The organism is Acidovorax sp. GW823-FHT02H02, assembly GCF_058797075.1.
Genome location: NZ_JBXAJH010000006.1, coordinates 162,850 through 183,079, shown reverse-complemented (window position 1 = coordinate 183,079; position 20,230 = coordinate 162,850). Strand labels below are relative to the sequence as shown.

At 69.1% G+C, this 20,230-nt stretch carries 18 protein-coding genes; 10 read left to right on the top strand and 8 right to left on the bottom strand.

Translation table 11 applies throughout. From position 1 onward, the window contains the following. Positions 1-66: 66 nt before the first annotated feature. Complete coding sequence (locus tag AC1RDS_RS09015) at positions 67-699, bottom strand: TetR/AcrR family transcriptional regulator (protein ID WP_492226823.1); 633 nt, start codon at positions 697-699, stop codon at positions 67-69. Between the two features lie 116 nt (positions 700-815). Then, the gene (locus AC1RDS_RS09010) at positions 816-1,058 is read right to left on the bottom strand and encodes a hypothetical protein (protein ID WP_492226822.1); all 243 of its coding nucleotides are present in this window, start codon (positions 1,056-1,058) and stop codon (positions 816-818) included. 116 nt (positions 1,059-1,174) lie between these two features. Here AC1RDS_RS09010 and AC1RDS_RS09005 point away from each other — a divergent pair, with 116 nt between their 5' ends. From AC1RDS_RS09005 to AC1RDS_RS08990, 4 genes are all read left to right on the top strand, one after another. Beyond that, positions 1,175-2,341 (top strand): acyl-CoA dehydrogenase family protein, encoded by a 1,167-nt coding sequence (locus AC1RDS_RS09005; protein WP_492226821.1) that lies wholly within the window; start codon positions 1,175-1,177, stop codon positions 2,339-2,341. Positions 2,342-2,432: 91 nt separating this feature from the next. Then, positions 2,433-3,686 (top strand): CaiB/BaiF CoA transferase family protein, encoded by a 1,254-nt coding sequence (locus AC1RDS_RS09000; RefSeq protein WP_492226820.1) that lies wholly within the window; start codon positions 2,433-2,435, stop codon positions 3,684-3,686. Next, positions 3,686-4,825 (top strand): acyl-CoA dehydrogenase family protein, encoded by a 1,140-nt coding sequence (locus AC1RDS_RS08995; protein WP_492226819.1) that lies wholly within the window; start codon positions 3,686-3,688, stop codon positions 4,823-4,825. Before AC1RDS_RS09000 ends, AC1RDS_RS08995 begins: the two co-directional genes overlap by 1 nt. 16 nt (positions 4,826-4,841) lie before the next feature. After that, positions 4,842-5,996 (top strand): acyl-CoA dehydrogenase family protein, encoded by a 1,155-nt coding sequence (locus AC1RDS_RS08990; protein WP_492226818.1) that lies wholly within the window; start codon positions 4,842-4,844, stop codon positions 5,994-5,996. 196 nt (positions 5,997-6,192) lie between these two features. Here the strand turns inward: AC1RDS_RS08990 and AC1RDS_RS08985 are convergent, their stop codons facing one another. The 3 genes from AC1RDS_RS08985 to AC1RDS_RS08975 form a co-directional block, all read right to left on the bottom strand. After that, positions 6,193-6,585 (bottom strand): Zn-ribbon domain-containing OB-fold protein, encoded by a 393-nt coding sequence (locus AC1RDS_RS08985; protein WP_492226817.1) that lies wholly within the window; start codon positions 6,583-6,585, stop codon positions 6,193-6,195. Between the two features lie 4 nt (positions 6,586-6,589). Beyond that, positions 6,590-7,756 carry a thiolase family protein gene (locus AC1RDS_RS08980; RefSeq protein WP_492226816.1) on the bottom strand — a complete coding sequence of 389 codons (1,167 nt, stop codon included), beginning with the start codon at positions 7,754-7,756 and terminating at the stop codon, positions 6,590-6,592. Between the two features lie 112 nt (positions 7,757-7,868). Then, the gene (locus AC1RDS_RS08975) at positions 7,869-8,801 is read right to left on the bottom strand and encodes an IclR family transcriptional regulator (RefSeq protein ID WP_492226815.1); all 933 of its coding nucleotides are present in this window, start codon (positions 8,799-8,801) and stop codon (positions 7,869-7,871) included. Positions 8,802-8,945: 144 nt separating this feature from the next. Between AC1RDS_RS08975 and fabG the strand changes: the two genes are divergently transcribed. From fabG to AC1RDS_RS08945, 6 genes are all read left to right on the top strand, one after another. Then, complete coding sequence (fabG, locus tag AC1RDS_RS08970; RefSeq protein ID WP_492226814.1) at positions 8,946-9,704, top strand: 3-oxoacyl-ACP reductase FabG; 759 nt, start codon at positions 8,946-8,948, stop codon at positions 9,702-9,704. A 101-nt stretch (positions 9,705-9,805) separates the two neighbouring features. Beyond that, entirely contained in the window at positions 9,806-11,923 is a 2,118-nt protein-coding gene (locus AC1RDS_RS08965) for an acetate--CoA ligase family protein (protein ID WP_492226813.1), read from the top strand. Positions 11,924-11,946: 23 nt separating this feature from the next. After that, positions 11,947-12,918, top strand: coding sequence for a Bug family tripartite tricarboxylate transporter substrate binding protein (locus AC1RDS_RS08960; protein WP_492226812.1), 972 nt, complete (start codon positions 11,947-11,949; stop codon positions 12,916-12,918). Positions 12,919-12,935: 17 nt separating this feature from the next. After that, positions 12,936-14,105: an acyl-CoA dehydrogenase family protein gene (locus AC1RDS_RS08955; RefSeq protein ID WP_492226811.1), complete on the top strand. Its 1,170-nt coding sequence runs from the start codon at positions 12,936-12,938 to the stop codon at positions 14,103-14,105. Between the two features lie 9 nt (positions 14,106-14,114). Continuing rightward, positions 14,115-14,933: an enoyl-CoA hydratase/isomerase family protein gene (locus tag AC1RDS_RS08950; protein WP_492226810.1), complete on the top strand. Its 819-nt coding sequence runs from the start codon at positions 14,115-14,117 to the stop codon at positions 14,931-14,933. Positions 14,934-14,946: 13 nt separating this feature from the next. Then, entirely contained in the window at positions 14,947-17,226 is a 2,280-nt protein-coding gene (locus AC1RDS_RS08945) for an acyl-CoA dehydrogenase family protein (RefSeq protein WP_492226809.1), read from the top strand. Positions 17,227-17,290: 64 nt separating this feature from the next. On the opposite strand, the gene AC1RDS_RS08940 is transcribed toward AC1RDS_RS08945, so the two are convergent. Genes AC1RDS_RS08940 through AC1RDS_RS08930 form a run of 3 tightly spaced genes read right to left on the bottom strand, consistent with a single transcriptional unit; the run spans position 17,291 to position 20,194 of the window. Beyond that, positions 17,291-18,253, bottom strand: a complete 963-nt coding sequence (locus tag AC1RDS_RS08940) for a Bug family tripartite tricarboxylate transporter substrate binding protein (RefSeq protein ID WP_492226808.1) — start codon at positions 18,251-18,253, stop codon at positions 17,291-17,293. Next, positions 18,250-19,212: a Bug family tripartite tricarboxylate transporter substrate binding protein gene (locus AC1RDS_RS08935; protein ID WP_492226807.1), complete on the bottom strand. Its 963-nt coding sequence runs from the start codon at positions 19,210-19,212 to the stop codon at positions 18,250-18,252. Before AC1RDS_RS08935 ends, AC1RDS_RS08940 begins: the two co-directional genes overlap by 4 nt. Before the next feature lie 10 nt (positions 19,213-19,222). Continuing rightward, complete coding sequence (locus tag AC1RDS_RS08930) at positions 19,223-20,194, bottom strand: Bug family tripartite tricarboxylate transporter substrate binding protein (RefSeq protein WP_492226806.1); 972 nt, start codon at positions 20,192-20,194, stop codon at positions 19,223-19,225. Positions 20,195-20,230: the final 36 nt, after the last annotated feature.

Here is a 20,230-nt window from a genome sequence, read left to right as displayed (position 1 = left end):
AGCCACGCGCCCAAGCCACCCCAACGACCAGCGATCCACTCGCGTGGGGCACTGCTGCCGCAGCGGCTAAGCGGTGCCGCGCGCCAGCACACCGTCGAAGACGATCTCGGTAAGCTGGCGCGAGAAGTCCTGGAACGAACCGCGCTGCGGGTTGTACCACTCGACCGTCCAGTTCAGCGCGCCGATGACGAACAGGCGGATCACCGCCGTGCTGCTGTCGCTGCGCAGCTCGCCGCTCGCCATCGCACCTTCGAACAGGCTGTCCCACAGGTCGGCGTAAGCGCGCCGCACGACGCGATGGCGGTTCTTCGCGCTGGCCGGGATCTGGCCGTAGATGCGGATGTTGGCCGAGGTGAAGTCGCCGTGATGCAGCAGTCCCCACAAATGGCCCTCGATCCCCGCCGCGATGCGGTCGCGGAAGCTGGCATCCGCGGGCAGCGCCTCAATCCGCTCGCGCACGGCGTCCGCCACTGCCTGGATGCCCTTGTCGAGCACATCCCCGAGGATCTCCTCCTTCGAGGCGAAGTGGTAGTAGATGCTGCCTGCCTTGATGTTCGCGGCATCGGCGATCTCGCGCAGCGTGGTCGCGGCGTAGCCATGATGGCGGAACAGCCGCGCGGCCTCCAGCAGGATCCGCTCGCGCGTGGCCGATTCAACTTCGTTCAGCGTGGAGGGGGAAGAGGGGGTCCTGGAGGCCATTTCGCTCGCTAGTTAGGTGATAGCGCTGTGGCAATGCTAACAGGGGCATCGTGGGCGCCTGCCCCAGTGCAGATCACGCAGTCCATGTCCTGGCGCGCCACGTGGGCAGCTGTGGATCACGAAACCGGCCGGTTGATGATGCGCTCGGTCTGGCTGCGGATGTTGCAGTGCGCGTCGACCTTGACCAGGTTCGAAGCCGTGATCTCCTCGAACAGCAGACCACAGGGATCGTTCAGGAAGTGGTCGCGCTGGGCGGCACCCGCGCCGGGATGTGCATGGCCAGCAGGTCGCCCCAGCCGTGCATGGCCGCGACGCGGGACTACGCGGCGATGCGGTGGCCCGGCTGGTATTTCGAACAACTGTTAGTCTGACGGGCAAACGAAGACGGCGTTCCAAAAGACGAACGAGATTCTGATTTCCGCACGACGCCGTAGAATCCACGCCAACCCAACCAGCCGCAGGCGGCCGACCCCCCATGGAATTCGAATTCAGCCCCGAACAGACACAGTTGCGCGAGGCGATCCTGGCACTGTGCAGCCGCTTCGACGATGCTTACTGGTTGCGCAAGGACCGCGAGGGCGGCTTCCCGGAAGAGTTCTATCGCGCGGTGGCGGACGCCGGCTGGCTGGGCATCGCGATGCCGGAGGAATACGGCGGCGCCGGCCTCGGCATCACCGAAGCGGCGGTGATGATGCAGGCCATTGCGGAAGCGGGCGGCGGCCTGTCGGCCGCGTCGTCGGTGCACATGAACATTTTCGGTCTCAACCCGGTCGTGGTGTTCGGCACCGAGGAGCAGAAGCAGCGCTTCCTGCCGCCCCTGATCCGCGGCGAGCAGAAGGCCTGCTTCGCGGTGACCGAACCGGACGCCGGACTCAATACGACCAAGCTGAAGACGCGCGCGGTGCGCGACGGCGACCGCTACCTGATCTCCGGCCGCAAGGTGTGGATCTCCACCGCGCAGGTGGCCGACAACATGCTGATCCTCGCGCGCACCACGCCGGCCGAGGAAGTGAAGAGACCGACCGACGGCCTGAGCCTGTTCTACACCAAGCTCGACCGCAACTACGTCGACGTGCGCGAGATCGACAAGATGGGCCGCAAGGCGGTCGACTCCAACGAGCTGTTCATCGACGGCCTGCCGGTGCCGGTGGCCGACCGCATCGGCGAGGAAGGCAAGGGCTTCCAGTACATCCTGCACGGCATGAACCCGGAGCGGGTGCTGGTCTCGGCCGAAGCTGTCGGCATCGGCCGCGCCGCACTGGCGCGGGCCACCCGCTACGCCAAGGAGCGGGTCGTGTTCGACCGCCCGATCGGCCAGAACCAGGGCATCCAGCACCCGCTGGCGATCTCGTGGGCCGAGCTCGAAGCGGCGCACCTGATGACCTTTCGCGCTGCCAGCCTGTACGACCGCGACCTGCAATGCGGCCCGCAGGCCAACGCTGCCAAATACCTGGCCGCCGAAGCAGCGGTGAAGTGCTGCGAGACCGCGATCCTGACCCACGGCGGCTTCGGCTACGCCAAGGAGTACCACGTCGAGCGCTTCCTGCGCGAGGTGATGATCCTGCGCATCGCGCCGGTGAGCCCGCACCTGGTGTTGTGCAACATCGCCGAGAAGGTGCTCGGTCTGCCCAAGTCCTACTGAGGACGCCGATGGAGCCGATCCGTTCCTTCCTGTTCGTGCGAGCTCGAGCAGGCCGGGCACCGTCCCTGAAATCCACCCCGCTGACCCTCCGATGACGCCCCAACAAGCTTCCAAACCCTTCGCGCCGCTAGCCGGCGTTCGCGTGCTGGACCTCAGCAAGGTCCTCGCGGGCCCGATGTGCGGCCAGTACCTGGCTGACCTCGGCGCGACCGTGATCAAGGTCGAGCCCAGCGACGGCGGCGACGACACACGCCGCTGGCCGCCCGTCATCGGCGAGGACGGCGCGGTGTTCCTCAGCGCCAACCGCAACAAGCAAAGCATCGCGGTCGACCTGAAGACCGCCGCCGGCCGCGAAGTCGTGATGCGCCTGCTGGAAAACAGCGATGTGATGATCGAAAGCTACCGCAAGGGCGCGATGGACCGTCTGGGCCTCGGCCACGAGGCGGTGCGCAAGCGCCATCCGCGCCTCATCTACGCGAGCATTTCCGGCTTCGGCCGCACCGGTCCGCTGTCGCACCTGCCGGGCTACGACCTGATGGTGCAGGCCTTCAGCGGCATCATGAGCGTGACCGGGGAGAAGAACGGTGGCCCGGTGCGCGCGGCCTTCTCGCCGCTGGACCAGACCACCGGCATCTGGGCCGCCTTCGGCATCCTCGCTGCACTGCGCGAGCGCGACGCGACCGGCGTGGGCCGCTTCCTCGAGGTGTCGCTGTACGAGACGGCGATGGCCTTCCTCGGCTACACCTCGCAGATCTACTGGGAAACCGGTCGCACCCCGGCCCGTTGCGGCACCAGCCACGAGTCGCTGTGCCCCTACCAGGTGTTCCCGGCCCAGGACGGCGAGATCCTGATCGCCGTCGGCAACGACAGCCTGTTCCGCAGCTACTGCCGCGCCGCGGGCATGCCGGAGATGGCCGATGATCCGAAGTTCAGGACCAACGGCGACCGCGTCAGGCACTTCGACGAGACGGTGGCGCGGGTCAGCGAGCGCACCCGCCAGAAAACCGTCGCCGAGTGGGCGAAGCTGCTCGACGAAGCCGGCGTGCCGAACTCGCCCATCCATTCGCTGGACCGCGTGCTCGCCATGCCGCACACCGCCGAGCGCGGCATCGTGATGGAGTACGAGCATGCGATCTCGGGCGCGATGAAGACGGTGGCGATGCCGGTCACCTTCGACGGCGAGCAGCGCACCGTCAAGCGGGCCCCGCCGATGCTTGGCGAGCACACCGCCGAGATCCTCGCGGCCGCCGGCTACGACGCCGCCACCATCGAACATCTGCGCCGCGATGGCGTCGTCCGCACGCACGCTACCCCGGCGGACGCCGCCGCAACGAAGGCTGCGTGATGGCGGCGGCGACCTTTGGTGACCCGGTGGAGACCGGCGAAGACACCCACCGCATGCTGCGCGACGCGGCGCTGAGCTTCGCCGCCCGCGAGACCAGCATCGCCCGCGTGCGCGCGCTGCGCGGCAGCGACCCCGGCTACGACCGGGCGGTGTGGCGCAGCCTTGCCGACCTGGGCTGGACCGGCATTCTGATCCCCGAGTCGCACGGCGGCCTGGGGCTGGGCCTCGGCGAGATGGCGACGGTGCTGGAGGAATTCGCGAAGACGCTGTCGCCCGAGCCGCTGAACGCGGTCGCCGTGCTGGCCGCCGGCGTGCTGGTCCAGGGCGACAACGACGCGCTCAAGACGGAGCTGCTGCCCGGGATCGCGCTCGGGCACGTGCTGCCGGCGCTGGCGTGGCAGGAATCGCACGGCGGCGTCGAGCCGCTGGACATCGCCACCCGCGTCGAGGGTGGCGTGCTGCGCGGCGAAAAGCGCTTCGCCGTGCCGGCCGAGGCCGACGGCTACCTGGTCAGCGCGCAAGGCGCGGACGGCCCGGCAGTGTACTGGGTGGACCAGGGCGCGGCCGGCCTGCAGCGCTCGTTCGAGCGGCGCGCCGACGGCTCGCGCAGCGGCCGGCTGGTGCTCGACGGCGTCAAGGTCTCCGACGCGCAGCGTGTCGCCTCGCCCGCGGTGGCGGCAGCCGCCCTGCAGCGCTCCGTCGACACCGCGACCGTGATGGCGGGCGCCGAGTTGGTCGGCGTGATGCGCCGCGCGCTCGACATCACGCTGGAGTACATGCGCACGCGCGTGCAGTTCGGCAAGCCGATTGGCAGTTACCAGGCATTGCAGCACCGCGCGGTCGACCTGTTCATCGAGAAGGAGCTGGCGGTTTCGGTGCTCGCGGACGCACTGCTGCACCTGGACGGCGATGACGGCCAACTCGCGCTGTGGGCCAGCCGCGTCAAGTCGCGTTGCTCCGATGCCGGCCTGCGCATCGGCCGCGAATCCATCCAGATCCACGGCGGCATCGGCTATGCCGACGAATGCGACATCGGCCTGTACCTGAAGCGCGCGATGGTGCTGTCGGCCTGGCTGGGCAACGGCGCGAGCCACCGCCGCCGCTACGCCGCGCTCGCACCGGCGCATGCCACCGCCTGACAAGGACCACAACGACATGGCTGACATGGACTGGGACGCCCTCGACGACGAGACCTTCCGACGCGAGGTGGCGGACTTCTTCCGCACCGAGTACCCCGAGGAGATCCGCTTTCCGGCGCACTTCCTGCGCTGGGCGCAATGCAAGGACTGGTACCGCAAGCTGTACGCGAAGGGCCTTGCGGCGCCCGCATGGCCGCGGGAGTGGGGCGGCATGGGCTTGTCGCCCGGCAAGCTGCTCGCCTTCATCGAGGAGCAGGAGAAGCACGGCGTCGCCCGCACGCCGGACATGGGCATCACGATGCTGGGCCCGCTCTTGATCCGCTTCGGCACCGAGGAGCAGAAGCGCGAGTTCCTGCCGCCCAGTCTGCGCGGCGAGTACATCTGGTGCCAGGGCTACTCGGAGCCGAACGCTGGTTCCGATCTGGCCAGTCTGCGCACGGAGGCCGTGCTGGAGGGTGACGAATACGTGATCACCGGCTCCAAGATCTGGACCAGCTTTGCGATGGACGCGACGCACATGTTCGTACTCGTGCGCACCGACAAGCAGGCGAAGAAGCAGGAGGGCATCAGCTTCATGCTGGTCGACATGAAGTCGCCCGGCATCACGGTGCGGCCGATCCGCAACCTGAACGGCAGCGAGCACTTCGCCGAGGTGTTCCTCGACAAGGTACGCACGCCGGCGCGCTGGCTGGTCGGCCAGCCCAACCAGGGCTGGACCATCGCCAAGGCACTGCTCGGGTTCGAGCGCATCTCGATCGGCAGCCCCAAGCTGTCGCAGACCGGGCTGCAGCGGCTCGAGCGCATCGTGCAGGCGCGCGGGCTGAGCGCCGACGCCGCCTTCATGGACCGCTTCACGCAGCTCAAGCTGAACGTGGCGGACCTCACGTCGGCCTACGGCCGCTTCGCCGACATCGTCAAGCGCGGCGGCACGCTGGGCCCCGACGTCTCGTTGCTGAAGATCTTCGCGTCGGAGACCTTCCAGCGCATCACCGAGCTGACGCTGGAGGCGGGAGGTGACGCCGGGGCGATCGAGGGCGAGGTAGCCTTCGGCGACGCGGCGATCGACATCCTCTCGCCGTTCTACAACGCGCGGCCGTCGACCATCTATGGCGGTTCCAACGAGATCCAGCGCAACATCATCGCGAAGAGCGTGCTGAACCTGCCGGGCTGAGGAGCGGCGGCGGGGTGCCGTTCGGCGGGGCCCGGCGGGCCCGGCCGTCGGCTATGACGCTCGGCACACTTTTGCAAGTGCGCGACATGGCGCAGGGTCCCTCTTCCGGGCGGGTGGGGTAGTCCTGATGCCGACGGCGCCGAGCAGCAGCGGAAGACGGGATTTCATCCGCTGCCTGTGCTGTCTGCTCTTTCGATCACGCCGGCGTGAACATCGCGACCGGCGGGCCGCCGTCGGTCGCCTGGAACTTCACCTTGACACGCTGGCCGATGCGCACCGCTTCCGGATCGCAGTCGACGATGTTGGTCATCACCGTCACGCCTTCATCCAGCGTGACATAGGCGATGACGTACGGCACCTCGACGCGGCGCATCACGCTGTAGCTGTAGATCACGCCCTGGCCCGAGGCGTTGCGCCACTCGGTCTGCTCGCTGAAGCAGAACGGGCACAGCGAGCGCGGGAAGTGGTGGTACTCGCCGCAGGCGTTGCAGTGCTTGACCAGCAGCCTGCCTTCGCCGGCCGCCTTCCAGAACGCCTCGGTCTCCGGGTACGCGGTGGGGGACGGGATCTTTCTTTCCTTGACGGTCATCGCGTTACTCCTTGGCCAGGATGAGGGTGGCACTGCCGTGCCGGGTTCCGAGCGAGCCGCCGGTGCCGTGCGCCAGTGCCAGGCCGCAGTCGCGCACCTGCACTGCGGGATGGGCCTCGCCGCGCAGCTGGCGCACTGCCTCGATCACCTTCGTCATGCCGCCCCGGTTCGACGGGTGGTTGTTGCACAGTCCGCCGCCGTCGGTGTTGAACGGCAGCTTGCCGACGCCCGAGATGAGGTTGCCGTCGGAGACGAACTTGCCGCCTTCACCCTTCTTGCAGAAGCCCAGGTCCTCGAGCTGCATCAGCACGGTGATGGTGAAGCTGTCGTAGATCGATGCATACTGGATGTCGGCCGGCTTGACACCCGCCTCTTCGAAGGCGATCGGGCCCGACCAGGCCGCGCCCGAGTAGGTGAGGTCCACCTTGCCGCCCATCTGGCCCTTCACCGCCTCGCCGGCGCCGAGGATCTTCACGACCGGGCGTTTCAGGCTGCGCGCGATCTCGGGCCGCGTGACGATCAGCGCACCTCCGCCGTCGCTCACCACGCAGCAGTCCAGCCGGTGCAGCGGGTCGGCGATCAGGGGCGAGTTGACGACGTCCTCGACCGTCACCAGCTCGCGGAGCATTGCGTTCGGGTTGTGCTGCGCGTGGTGCGACGCGGCCACGCGGATCCACGCGAGCTGCTCGCTGGTCGTGCCGTACTCGTGCATGTGGCGCATCGCGGCCATCGCGTACATGTTGACGGTGGCCGAGCCGAACGGAAACTCGAACGGCGTGTCGGCGGTGGCGCCGAAGTTGCGGGGCGCGGTGCCGGTGGCCTGGCCCTCGGCGCGCGGGCGGCCGGCCAGCGTGATCAGCGCGACGTTGCACTTGCCGGCGGCGATGGCCTGCGCGGCGTGGCTCACGTGTACCAGGTACGAGGAGCCCCCGACGTCGGTCGAATCGATGTGCCGCACCTTCAGACCGAGGTAGTCGACCATGCTGAGAGGGCCCAGCCCGGGCGCGTCGCCGGCGCAGTAGTAGGCGTCGACGTCGTGTTTGCTGAGGCCGGCGTCTTCGAGCGCGCCCTTGGCCACTTCGGCGTGCAACTGCACCACCGACTTGTCGACGGCCTTGCGCGTCGGGTGCTCGAACACCCCTGCGATGCAGGCCTTGCCTTTGATCGTCATGTCTTGCTGGTCTCCTGTGGTTGAAAGTGGGCGCGAGCGCGACCATCGGCCGCGACCGCGACCGCGATCGGGGTCGGCTGGCAGTGGCGAGGTGCCCGCGAGATCGGCCCGTTCAGCCGGTGGCGGCGGACACTCGGCGGCGCTTCTCGGGTGCGGAGCGGGCGGGCGCCGGTTCGGGCGCGCCCACGTCCGACCCGGGCGGCATCGTCAGCGCTGCGCCGGCATGGCCGAAGCCGAAGGAAATGCTGTCCGCCGCCTCGCGCATCTGGCGCGCGAAGTGCTGCGGGTTGGCGCGTGTGCGGCTGACCGGCGCCGCCATCGCGAGCGCGGCGATCACGCGGCCCTGGTGATCGAAGATCGGCGCGGCGAAGCCGGCGACATCACTCGACACCTCGCCGATAGTGACTGACAGTCCCTGCTCGCGCACTTGCGGCAGCAGCCGCCGCAGGTCGGCGGCGCGCGTCAGCGTCTGCGGTGTCAGCGGCGGGAACACGGCGCGCCGCAGGTAGCGTTCGATGTATTCCTCGTCGGCGTGGGCCAGCAACACGCGGCCCGCCGCCGAGCAATAGAGTGGCCGCGCCGTGCCAATGGCCACCGTGTAGCGGATCGACTGCGTGCTTTCGATCTTCTCGACGTAGACGGCGGTGCCCGCCTCGCGGTCGAGCACCGCGACCAGCACGGTCTCGCCGCAGCGCTCGACCAGCTCCCGCATGATCGGGGTCGCGATGCGCGAGATCGACACGGTCGGCATGATCGACAGACCCAGCCGGTAGGCGGCCGGGCCGAGCACGTAGCGGCCTGCGGTATTGACGATGTAGCCGTAGCTGCACAGCGGGCGCAGCAGGCCGAGCAGGCTGCTCTTGGGCGACTGCAGCTCGACGCTCAGCATGGCCAGCGTGGCCCCCTGGGGCGCCGCTGCGAGCTGCTCGAGAATGCGCAAGGTCCGGATCAGCGAGCGCGGTCCGGTGTCGAGCGCAACCGCGCCATTGGCCAGCGGCTCGTCGGCTTCCCGCTGGGGCTTGCTCTGCTTGGGTTGAGTGGGCATGGCGTACGGTGGCAGCGTGCAGCGGAGAAGGCCCGATCGTACGACAGGTGCGCCGGGAAGGCCACGTGTTCCTAAATACGAACGGCATTCCTTGATCCGCACGGTTGCCTAGAATGTTCGCATCCCATTTCAAAGGAGCGAGACATGTTCAGTGGACAGGCATTGCAGGACCGCGTGACCTTCGTCACCGGCGCCGGGCAGGGCATCGGGGCGGCCGTCGCCGAGGCGTTCGCCGCGCAAGGCGCAATGGTCGCGGTCGTCGACCTGCGCATCGCCACTGCCGAGAAGGTCGCCGCCGGCATCCGCGAGCGCGGCGGCCGTGCCCAGGCCTTCGCCTGCGATGTGTCCGACCGCCAGCAGGTCGACGCCGCCGTGAAGCAGGTCAACGAGGCCTTTGGCCCGGTCGAGATCCTGGTGAACAACGCCGGCGTCACCCGCACCGCCATGCTGCACCGCATGACCATCCCCCAGTGGGACGAGGTGATCGCGGTGCACCTCACCGGCAGCTTCAACTGTCTGCAGGCGGTGATCAACGGCATGATCGAGCGCAAGCAGGGCTGGATCATCAACGTCACGTCGACCGCGGGCATCCTCGGCACGCTGGGCCAGATCAACTACGGCTCGGCCAAGGCCGGCCTGCTCGGCTTCACCAAGTCGGCGGCGAAGGAGCTGGCGCGCTACAACATCGTCGTCAACGCGGTCGCCCCGGGCGCCGCCACGCCGATGACCGAGACCATCCGCACCGACCCGCGCTTCAAGGATGCGTACCTCGAGCGCGTGCCCCTCGGCCGCTGGGCCGAGCCGGCCGAGCTGGCGCCGGTGTTCGTCTTCCTCGCCTCGCCCGGCGCGAGCTATGTCACCGGCCAGCTGATCGGCGTCGACGGCGGTCTGTCGATCCACTGAGCCGCGCGCCGCAGCGACACGCCACCGCGGCCCGCGCCGGGGTGGCGGTCGCGATTGTCCGCGCAAGCGCTCGTCCGTCAGCCCATCACCTCCTGCACCCCATGCCCGACATCCGCGAAAGTGCCATGCACCGCCTGTTCCATCCGCGCTCGGTCGCCTTCTACGGCGCCTCGTCGGATCCCCGCAAGATTGGCGGCCGGCCGCTGGATTTCATCAAGTCCACGCACTTCGACGGCGCGCTGTACCCGATCAATCCGCAGCACCAGGAGATCCAGGGGCTGAAAGCCTACCCGACGGCCGAGGCCATCGAGGGGCCGGTCGACATGGCGATCGTCGCCGTGCCGGCGCCGCACGTCCTGGCGGCGCTGGAGGATTGCGCGCGCAAGAAGGTCGGCGGCGCCGTGGTGCTGAGCGCGGGCTTCGCCGAGATCGGCGGGCAGGGGCTGGAATGGCAGCGCCAGATCACCGAGCTGACGCGGCGCACGGGCATGCGCGTCGTCGGGCCCAACTGCATGGGCCTCATCAACGTGCGGCGCGGCTTGCTGGGCACCTTCACGCCGAGCGCGGCCGGCTTCGGCCTGGTGCCGGGGCGCATCAGCCTGGTGAGCCAGGGCGGGGCCTTCGGCGGCTACTGCCTGTCGCTGATACGCCAGCGCGGGCTTGGGCTGAACCTGTGGGTCACCACCGGCAACCAGAGCGACGTGGACTTCGCCGACTGCGTGCGCTTCTATGCCGATGACGAAGACACCGACGTGATCGTCGGCTACGTCGAGGCGGTGACCGACAAGGCGCGGCTGGTCGACGCGCTGACCATCGCCCGCGAGCGCGGCAAGCGCATCGTCATCATGAAGGTCGGCAGCTCCGAGGCCGGCGCGCACGCCGCCGCCTCGCACACCGCCTCGCTGGCCGGATCGGACCAGGTCTACGACGGTCTGTTCCGGCAGTACGGCGTCTACCGCGCGCGCACCATCGACGAGCTGTTCGACGTGGCCTACGCCTGCTCGCTCGCGCGCAAGCCGCCGCAGGGCAACCGGCTGGGCCTGCTCACGGTGTCGGGCGGCGTCGGCGCGCTGATGGCGGATGCGGCGGCCGACCACGGGATGGACGTCGCCCCGATGCCCGACGACGCGCAGCGGCGGCTCAAGGAGATCCTGCCTTTCGCCGGCCCGCGCAATCCGGTCGACATGACGGCGCAGCTGGTCAACGACGTCACGCTGTTCGAGAAGAACTTCAACATCATGCTGGAGGAGGGCGGCTACGACGTCGTGGTGGCCTTCCTGTCCAGCGTCGGCCAGGTGCCGAGCCTGAGCGACGAGCTGCTGCAGCAGCTGAAGAAGGTGCTGGCGCGCTTTCCGGAGCGCACCATCATCATCTCCATGCTCGCGACGCCGGAGGTGCGCAAGCTCTACGAGGCCGCCGGCGTGATGGTGTTCGACGAGCCGACCCGCGCGGTGCGCGCCGCCAGCGCGCTGGTGCGCTTTGCCCGCGAGTCGGCGCGCGCACGGGCCGCCGACGCGCCGCCCGCGCTCCCCGCGGGCGTGCTGCCGGTGCCGGCGACGGCGCTCAACGAGGTCGAGGCCAAGGCCGTGCTGGCGAGCGCCGGCATCCCGGTCGTGCGCGAGGTGCTGGCCGCCACGCAGGACGCCGCGGCGAAGGCGGCGGCCCAGCTCGGCTACCCGGTGGCGTTGAAGATCGCCTCGGTCGACATCCAGCACAAGTCGGACATCGGCGGCGTGCTGCTGGGCCTTGCTGACGAGGCGCAGCTGCGCGAGGGCTGGCGCACGCTGATGAAGCGCATGGCGGAGCGCGCCCCCGAGGCCCGGCTCGACGGCGCCGTGGTCGCGCCGATGGTCAAGGGCGGCGTCGAGACGATCATCGGCGTCAACCGGGATCCGGTGTTCGGGCCGGTCGTGATGTTCGGCCTCGGCGGCGTGTTCGTCGAGGCCTTCAAGGACGTCGCGTTCCGCGTCGCGCCGTTCGGCGTGTCGCAGGCGCGGGCGATGATCGACGAGGTGCGCGGCCGCGTGCTGCTCACCGGGCTGCGCGGCCAGCCGCCGGCCGACGAGACCGCGCTCGCCGAGGCGATCGCCCGCGTGTCGGTGTTCGCCGCCCACAACGCCGAGCACATCGACAGCATCGACATCAATCCGTTCGTCGTGCTGCCGGCGGGCGAGGGAGGGATCGCGCTCGACGCGCTGATCGTGCCGCGCCAGCACTGATACCCACCCGAAGGAGCCCCATGATGCGTTTCACGACCCTCTCGCGCCGGTGCGTCGCACTGATTGCGCTCGCCGCCGCGCTGCTGCCCTCCGGCGTGCGTGCCCAGGACTACCCCGCCAAGCCGATCCGCATGGTGGTGCCCTTCGCGCCCGGCGGCACGACCGACGTGCTCGCGCGCATCGTCGCGGAGAAGCTGCAGCAGGTGCTGAAGCAGCCCGTCGTCGTCGATTCCAGGCCCGGCGCCAACGGCATGCTGGGCGGCGACACGGTCGCCAAGGCCGCGCCCGACGGCTACACGATCCTGCTCACGGTGGCGAGCGCGCAGACGCTGAACCCCAGCCTCTACAAGATGCCCTACGACCCGCTGAAGGACCTCGCGCCAATCAGCCAGGTCATCAACGCGACGGTGCTGATGGTCGTCAACTCCTCGGTGCCGGCGAAGACGGTGCAGGAGTTCGTCGCGCTCGCCAAGGCGCAGCCGGGCAAGTTGAACTACGCCTACGGCACCAGCGGGCTGCAGCTGTTCGTCGAGACCTTCAAGGCTGCCACCGGCACCGACATCGTCGCGGTGCCGTACAAGGGCACCTCGCCGCAGCTGTCGGCCGTGCTGAGCGGCGAGGTCGCAATGACGATGGACCCGTTCACCGCCATCCCGCACATCAAGACCGGCAAGGTGCGCCCGCTGGCGGTGATGTCGGCCAACCGCTTCCCCAGCCTGCCCGACGTGCCGAGCATCGCCGAGGCTGGCTACCCCGGCGTCGAGCTCAACTCGTGGCTCGCGCTGTATGCGCCGGGGGCGACGCCCAAGCCCATCATCAAGACGCTGAGCGAGGCGGTCGTGAAGATCGTCGCGATGCCCGACGTGCGCGAGCGGCTGCTGTCGCTGAACTACATCCCGGTCGGCGGCACGCCCGAGCAGCTGATGCGGCTGTCGGTCGACGAGACCGCCAAGTGGGCCAAGGTTGTGAAGGACACCGGCTTCAAGGTCGACTGACACCCGAAGGAGATCGCATGGACTTCCGACTCACGCCCGATCAGGCCGCCGCCCGCGAGATGGCGATCGATTTCGCGCGCAAGGAGATCGCCCCCAACTGGCGCCGCCGCGAGGCTGAGGGCGTGTTCCACCGCGACCTGATCGAGAAGATGGCGGGCGCCGGCATGTTCGGCTGCCTGTTCCCCGAGGAGTACGGCGGCAGCGGCATGGGCTTCGTCGCCCAGGTTCTCATCATGGAAGAGATGATGCGCGCCTCGATCGAGAGCGGCATGCCGTTCAACAACCAGGGCGTCAACGTGCCGATGGCGATCTACCGCTTCGGCACCGAGGCACAGAAGCGCAAGTACGTGCCGGCGCTGCTCGCGGGCAAGACCATCGGCTGCTTCGCGCTGACCGAGCCGGGTGGCGGCTCCGACGCCGCCGCCATGAAGACGCGCGCGGTGCGCAAGGGCGACCGTTACGTTCTCAACGGCAGCAAGATGTGGATCACGCTGGGCTCGGTGGCCGACCTGGTGCTGCTGTTCGCGAAGACCGATCCGGACCAGGGACACGCCGGCGTGTCGGCCTTCCTGGTCGAGACCAAGGACCTCGCCGGCTTCGGCGCCAAGGCCATCGAGGCCGACATCGGCACCCGCTGCATCCCGACCGCCGAGCTCTCGTTCCAGGACGTGGAGATCCCGGCCGGCAGCCTGCTCGGCGAGGAGGGGCAGGGCTTCAAGCTCGCGATGAGCACGCTGCACTACGGCCGCGTGTGCGTGCCGGCGCGCGGACTCGGCATCGCGCAGGCCTGCCTCGACATGGCGGTGCAGTACGCCAACGACCGCGTCGCCTTCGGCAAGAAGATCGGCGAGTTCCAGGCGGTGCAGCACACCATCGCCGAGATGCTGGCGCAGACCGAGGCGGCGCGGCTGCTGATCTACCGCGCGGCCGCCAAGGCCGAGCTCGGCGAGACCTTCGGGCGCGAGGCGTCGATCGCCAAGTACTTCGCCGGCGAGGCGGTGATGAACGTCACCGAGAAGTGCCTGGAGATCCACGGCGGCTTCGGCTTCGCGCGCGAGTTCCCGGTGTTCCGCTACTTCACCTGCGCGCGCGTGATGCGCACCGGCGAAGGCTCCGCCAACATCCAGAAGAACCTGCTCGGCATGGACGAGCTGGGCTGGAAGAAGATCGATCGCCACCCCGCCTGAGGACGCCCCATGAACTACGAAACCATCCAATACGAGCTGCACGACGGCATCGGCCTGCTCACGCTCAACCGCCCCAGGCAGCGCAACCCGCTCAGCGTGCAGATGCGCGACGAGCTGGCGTCGCTGATGCCGGTGCTCGCGCACGACCCGTCGCTGAAGGCGCTGATCGTCACCGGCGCCGGCGACAACTTCTGCGGCGGCGGCGACATCTCCGGCATGCGCAAGCCGGTGACGGCGCGCACGCCGGCCGAGGGGCGCAACACCATCCGCGACGTGCAGGCCTGGCTGCCGCAGTTCGTCGGCCTCGAGAAGCCGGTGATCGCGGCCGTCGACGGCGTCTGCTACGGCGCCGGCTTCAGCCTGGCGCTGGCGGCCGACTTCATCGTCTGCACGCCGCGCGCGCGCTTCTGCCAGGCCTTCGTGCGCGTCGGCCTGGTGCCCGACTTCAGCGCCATCTACCTGCTGCCGCGCACGGTCGGGCTGCACAAGGCCAAGGAGCTGATGTTCACCGGTCGCGTCGTCGACGCCGACGAGGCGAAGTCGCTGGGGATCGTGTTCGAGGTCCACCAACCCGAGTCGCTGATGTCGGCCGCGATGGCGATCGCCGGCCGCTTCCGCGACGCGCCGACCGAGAGCATCGGCGTCACGAAGACGCTGCTCAACCAGTCGTTCCAGAGCGACGAGCGGCTCATGGGCGAGCTCGAGGGCTTCGCCTCGGCGACCGTGAAGACGCTGCCCTACCACCAGGAGGCCGTCGAGCGCTTTCTGGCCAAGCAGCCGCCGCGCTTCGACTGGGACCGGCTGGCGAGCGAAGACAAGACCCGTTGATGGAGTTGATTCGATGATTGACCTGAGTTCCCGTATCGACGCGCTGAGCGACGACGAGCGCATGGTGCGCGACGCCGCGGCCGCCTATTCCTCGCGCGACCCCGAGTACCGCCGCGTGCGCGGCCTGCGCGGCCAGTCGCCGAGCTACGACCCTGCCGCGTGGCGCGAGCTGGCCGAGATGGGCTGGACCGGCTGCCGGCTCCCCGAGAGCGTCGGCGGCATGCAGCTCGGCTTCGCGCAGCTCGCGCTGCTGCTCGAGCAGCACGGCCGCGCGCTCGCGCCCGAGCCGCTGACCGCGGCGGCGCTGCTGGCCGGCGGTGCGCTGCTGGCCGGCGACAACGAGCCGCTGAAGCAGGAGTTGCTGCCGCGCTTGGCCGCCGGTGAGTGGACACCCACGCTGGCCTGGCAGGAAGCGGCCGGCAGCCAGTCGGTGCAACCGGACGCGACGCGGGCGACGCAACGCCAGGGCGGGCATGTGCTCGACGGCCGCAAGTGCTTCGTGCCGATCGGCGAGACGGCCGACGCATTCATCGTCTCGGCCACTGCAGCCGATGGCTGTGCGCTGTACCTGGTGGACCGCGATGCGCCGGGCCTGGCCATCCGCTCCCAGACGCGGGTCGACGGCGGCACCTGGAGCGAACTGACGCTCACGGCGGTGCCGGCACGTGCCGTGGTCGCGAGCGCGGCGGTGGCGGCGGCTGCGCTCGAGCGCGTGCTCGACGAAGGCCGTCTCGCCGCGAGTGCAGAGTTGCTCGGCGTGATGGCGCAGGCGCTGGAGATCACCGTCGACTACATCAAGGTGCGCGAGCAGTTCGGCAAGCCGATCGGCAGCTTCCAGGCGCTGCAGCACCGCGCGGTCGACATGTTCGTGCTGGTGGAGTTGTCGCGGGGGGTGGTGCGCCGGAGCGCGCAACGCTTCGACGCCAGCGAGAACGCCGACGAGCGTGCGCTCGCTGCCAGCCAAGCCAAGGCGCGCTGCTCCGACGCCGCATTGAAGGTGGCCAAGGGCTGCGTGCAACTGCAAGGCGGCATCGGCTACACGGACGAGTGCAACATCGGCCTGTTCCTCAAGCGTGCGATGGTGCTCGCCGCCTGGCTGGGCGACGCCTCGACGCACCGCCGCCGCTACGGCGAGCGGGCGGGCGACCCGAGCGAGGAGGCGGAATCGGGCGACCCGCTGCGCGGCGAGGTCCGCAGCTTCCTGGCGGCGAACTTCCCGCCCGAATGGCGCTTCCCGGCCACGCGCATGGGCATCAAGGAGACCGTGTCGTGGCAGCGCAAGCTGGCGGAGAAGGGCTGGGCTGCGCCGGGTTGGCCCACCGAACACGGGGGCATGGGGCTGTCAGCCTACGACCAGCTGGCGATGGCTGAAGAGTTCGACCGCCATGGCATCTCCATCGCAACGAACATGGGCATCACGATGCTCGGGCCGCTGCTGATCCGCTACGGCTCCGAAGAGCAGAAGCGCAACTACCTGCCGCGCATCCTGGCCGGCGAGCTGCGCTGGTGCCAGGGCTATTCCGAGCCGGGCGCGGGCTCCGACTTGGCGGGCCTGCGGACCAAGGCCGTGCTCGACGGTGACGAGTTCGTCGTCAACGGCCACAAGATCTGGACCTCGTTCGCGCATGAGGCCGACATGATCTTCATGCTGGTGCGCACCGATCCTGAGGCGAAGAAGCAGGACGGCATCAGTTTCCTGCTCGCCGACATGAAGACCCCCGGCATCACGGTGCGGCGCATCCGCAACCTCACCGGCAGCTCGGAGTTCTGCGAGGTCTTCTTCGACAACGTGCGGGTGCCCAGGCAGAACCTGGTCGGCGGCCTCAACCGCGGCTGGACGATGGCGAAGTCGCTGCTGGGCAACGAGCGCATCCTGATCGGCAACCCGCGGCTCGCGAAGGCCCCGCTGCAACTGCTGCACCGCCTCATGAAGGCGCGTGGCCTGCTGCAGCAGCCGGCGGCGCGCGCGCGTTACGACGAGCTGCGGCTCGACGTCGAGGACCTGGGCGCGTCGTTCGTGCGCATGGTCGACGTGCTGCGCCGCGGCGGCGAGCTGGGCCCCGAGGTGTCGATGCTGAAGATCTGGATCACCGAGGCCATGCAGCGCGTGACCGACCTGCTGCTCGAGGCGGACGCCGAGGATGCGACGCTCGACGCTTCGACGACGGCCGACGGCACGCAGATGCACATCGCCAACCAGTATTTCGCGTCGCGGCCGGCCACCGTCTACGGCGGCTCCAGCGAGATCCAGCGCAACATCCTCGCCAAGGCGATGCTCGAGCTGCCGGGCTGAGTACGGGGCCGTGCCGCGCCGTTGATTGGCGCGGCATGCGGCGCGCCATTCGGCGCGCCGGTGCTCACTCCGGCTTGAAGCCGGTCTCCTTGACGATCTTCGCCCAGCGCGTCGTCTCGGCGGCGATCGCCGCGGCGAACTGCTCCGGCGTGTCGCCGACCGGTTCGTAGTTCATCCCGGCCAGGCGCTCCTTCACGTCCGGCGTGGCGACGATCTTCACCATTTCCGCATGCAGGCGGTCGATGATCGGGCGCGGCGTTCCGGCCGGGGCCATCAGGCCGATCCAGGAGCTCAGTTCCACGCCACGCACGCCGGATTCGAGCAGCGTCGGCACCTCGGGCAGCACGGGGGAGCGCTTGTCCGACAGCACCGCCAGCGCGCGCAGCTTGCCGGTCTTGACGTGCTGCACCGCCGTGAACGGGTCGATCGTCATCGCCACCTCGCCGGCGAGCACCGCCGCGAGCTGCGGCCCGGTGCCCTTGTAGGGGATCGCGACGATGTGGGTGCCGGTGGCCCTCTTGAAGCTCTCGCCCACGAGCTGGATCAGGCTGGTGCCGGCGGAGAAGTCGTACTTGCCGGGGTTCGCCTTGGCCAGCGCGATGAACTCCTGGAGCGTCTTGGCCGGCACCGAGGGGTGCACCACGATCATCGTCTTCAGCGTCGCGAAGTTGCTGATCGCAACCAGGTCCTTCTGCGCGTCATAGGGCAGCTTGTAGAGGTTGGGCGCCAGCGTCTGCGCGCTGCCCACCGTCATCAGCAGCGTGTAGCCGTCGGGCGCCGACTTGGCCACCACGTCGGTGCCCAGGATGCCATTCGCACCGGGCCTGTTGTCGGGCACCACGCCCTGGCCGAGGGACGGGCCCAGTTTCTGCGCGACGATGCGCGCCAGCACATCGGACGGACCGGCAGGCGCGAACGGAATCACCAGCCGGATGGGCTTGGACGGCCAGGTGTCGGCCGCCGCCGGCGCGGCCGCCAGCATGCAGGCACCTGCCAGCAGCGCCTCGCGTCGTTTCAGCATCTTCATTGCACCTTGAAGTTGGTCGCCTTCACCGCCTTGGCCCACTTGGCGGTGTCGGTGGCGATCAGCTGCGCGAATTGCTCCGGCGTGGTGCCCGCCGGTTCGTAGTTCAACGTGGCCAGCCGCTCGCGAAAATCGGGCAGCGCGACGATCTTGGCGATCTCGGCGTGCAGCCGGTTGACCACCGGGGCCGGCGTGCCGGCCGGTGCCAGCATGCCCGCCCAGGCGTCGAGATCGACGCCGGACACGCCCGCCTCCTGCAGCGTCGGCACGTCGGGCAGCAGCGACGAGCGCTTGCGCGACAACACCGCCAGCGCTCGCAACCTGCCGCTCTTCACGTGCTGCACCGCGGTGAAGGGGTCGATGGTCATCGAGGTCTCGCCGGCGAGCACCGCCGCGAGCTGTGGCCCGGTGCCCTTGTACGGGATCGCGACGATGTCGGTCCCGGTGGCCAGCTTGAAGGTCTCGCTGACCAGGTGGAGCAGGCTCGAGCCGGCCGCGTAGTTCAACTTGCCGGGCTGGGCCTTGGCCAGTGCGATGAACTCCTGCAGCGTCTTGGCCGGCACCGACGGGTGCACCACGATCATGGTGCCGAGCGTGGCGACCATGCTGATCGGCGTCAGGTCCCTGATGGAGTCGTAGGGCATCGGGTACAGGCTGGGCGAGACGGTCTGCGCGCCGCCGGTGGTCATCAGCAGCGTGTAGCCGTCGGGCGCAGCCTTCGCCACCGCATCGGTGCCGATGATGCCGTTGGCGCCGGCGCGGTTGTCGAGCACCACCGGCTGGCCAAGCGCGACCGAGAGGCGCTCGGACACCAGGCGCGCAACAACGTCGGTGGCCCCGCCTGGCGCAAAGGGCACGATCATGCGGATCGGCTTGCCGGGCCAGGTGTCGCTCCAGGCGGGCAGTGGTGAGAAGGCGGCGGCTGCGCTGGCCAGCAGTACGAGGCGTCGTCGTTGCATCATGGTCGGCGGCTCACTCCAGCTTGATGCCGGCTTTCGAGATGATCTCGCCCCAGCGCTTGGTCTCGGCCTTCGAGTAGGCGGCGAGTTCCTGCGGCGAGCTGCTGTGCATGATCGCGCCTTGGGAGAGCAACTTGTCGCGCAGCGCCGGGTCCTTGGTGAACTTCTCGATCTCGGCGTTGAGCCGCGCGATGATGGGTGCCGGCGTGCCAGCGGGGGCGAGAAGCTGATACCACGTTCCGGATTCGAAGCCCGGGAAGGTCTCAGCAATAGTCGGAACGTCCGGCAGGCTTGGCAGGCGCTTGAGCGACGCCGCGGCAAGGACCTTGAGTTTGCCGCTGGTAATGAACGGCAGGGGCTGCTGCAGCCCGTCGAGCAGCAGGTTGATCTGCCCGCCGACCAGGTCGGTGAGCGCCGGGCCGTTGCCCTTGTAGTGGACCTTGTGTACCGAGATGCGGGCCGCGTCTTCCAGCAGCTGCATCGCCAGGTGCGGCACTGTGCCGTTGCCCGGCGTGCCGAAGTTCACCTTGTCCGGGTTGGCCTTGGCGTAGGCCAGGAACTCCTTGAACGAGTTGACCGGCAGGGAGGGATGCGTCACCAGCACGTAGGGCAGGTCGACGATGCGGCCGATAGGAGCGAAGTCGCGCTCCGCGTCGTAGGGCAGCTTGGGGAACAGGTGCGGGTTGATGGTCATTGCACCGGTGGTCAGCAGCAGGGTGTAGCCATCAGCCGGCGCCTTGGCCGCCGCGCTCACGCCGAGGATGGTGCTGGCGCCGGGCTTGTTTTCGACGATCACCGGCTGGCCCATGCTTTCCGTGAACTTCTGCGCCAGCTGGCGCGCGAGCGCATCGGAGAAGCCGCCGGTGGCATAGGGGACGATCAGCTTGATCGGCTTGCTGGGGTAGGTCTGCGCCGAGGCGGTCGCCGCCGCTGCAGCGAACGTGAGGAGGCCCGCGATGCGGACGAGGGTTCGGATGCCAAACATGGAAATATGCCTCTGGTCTTGTTGGAAGTGTTGCGG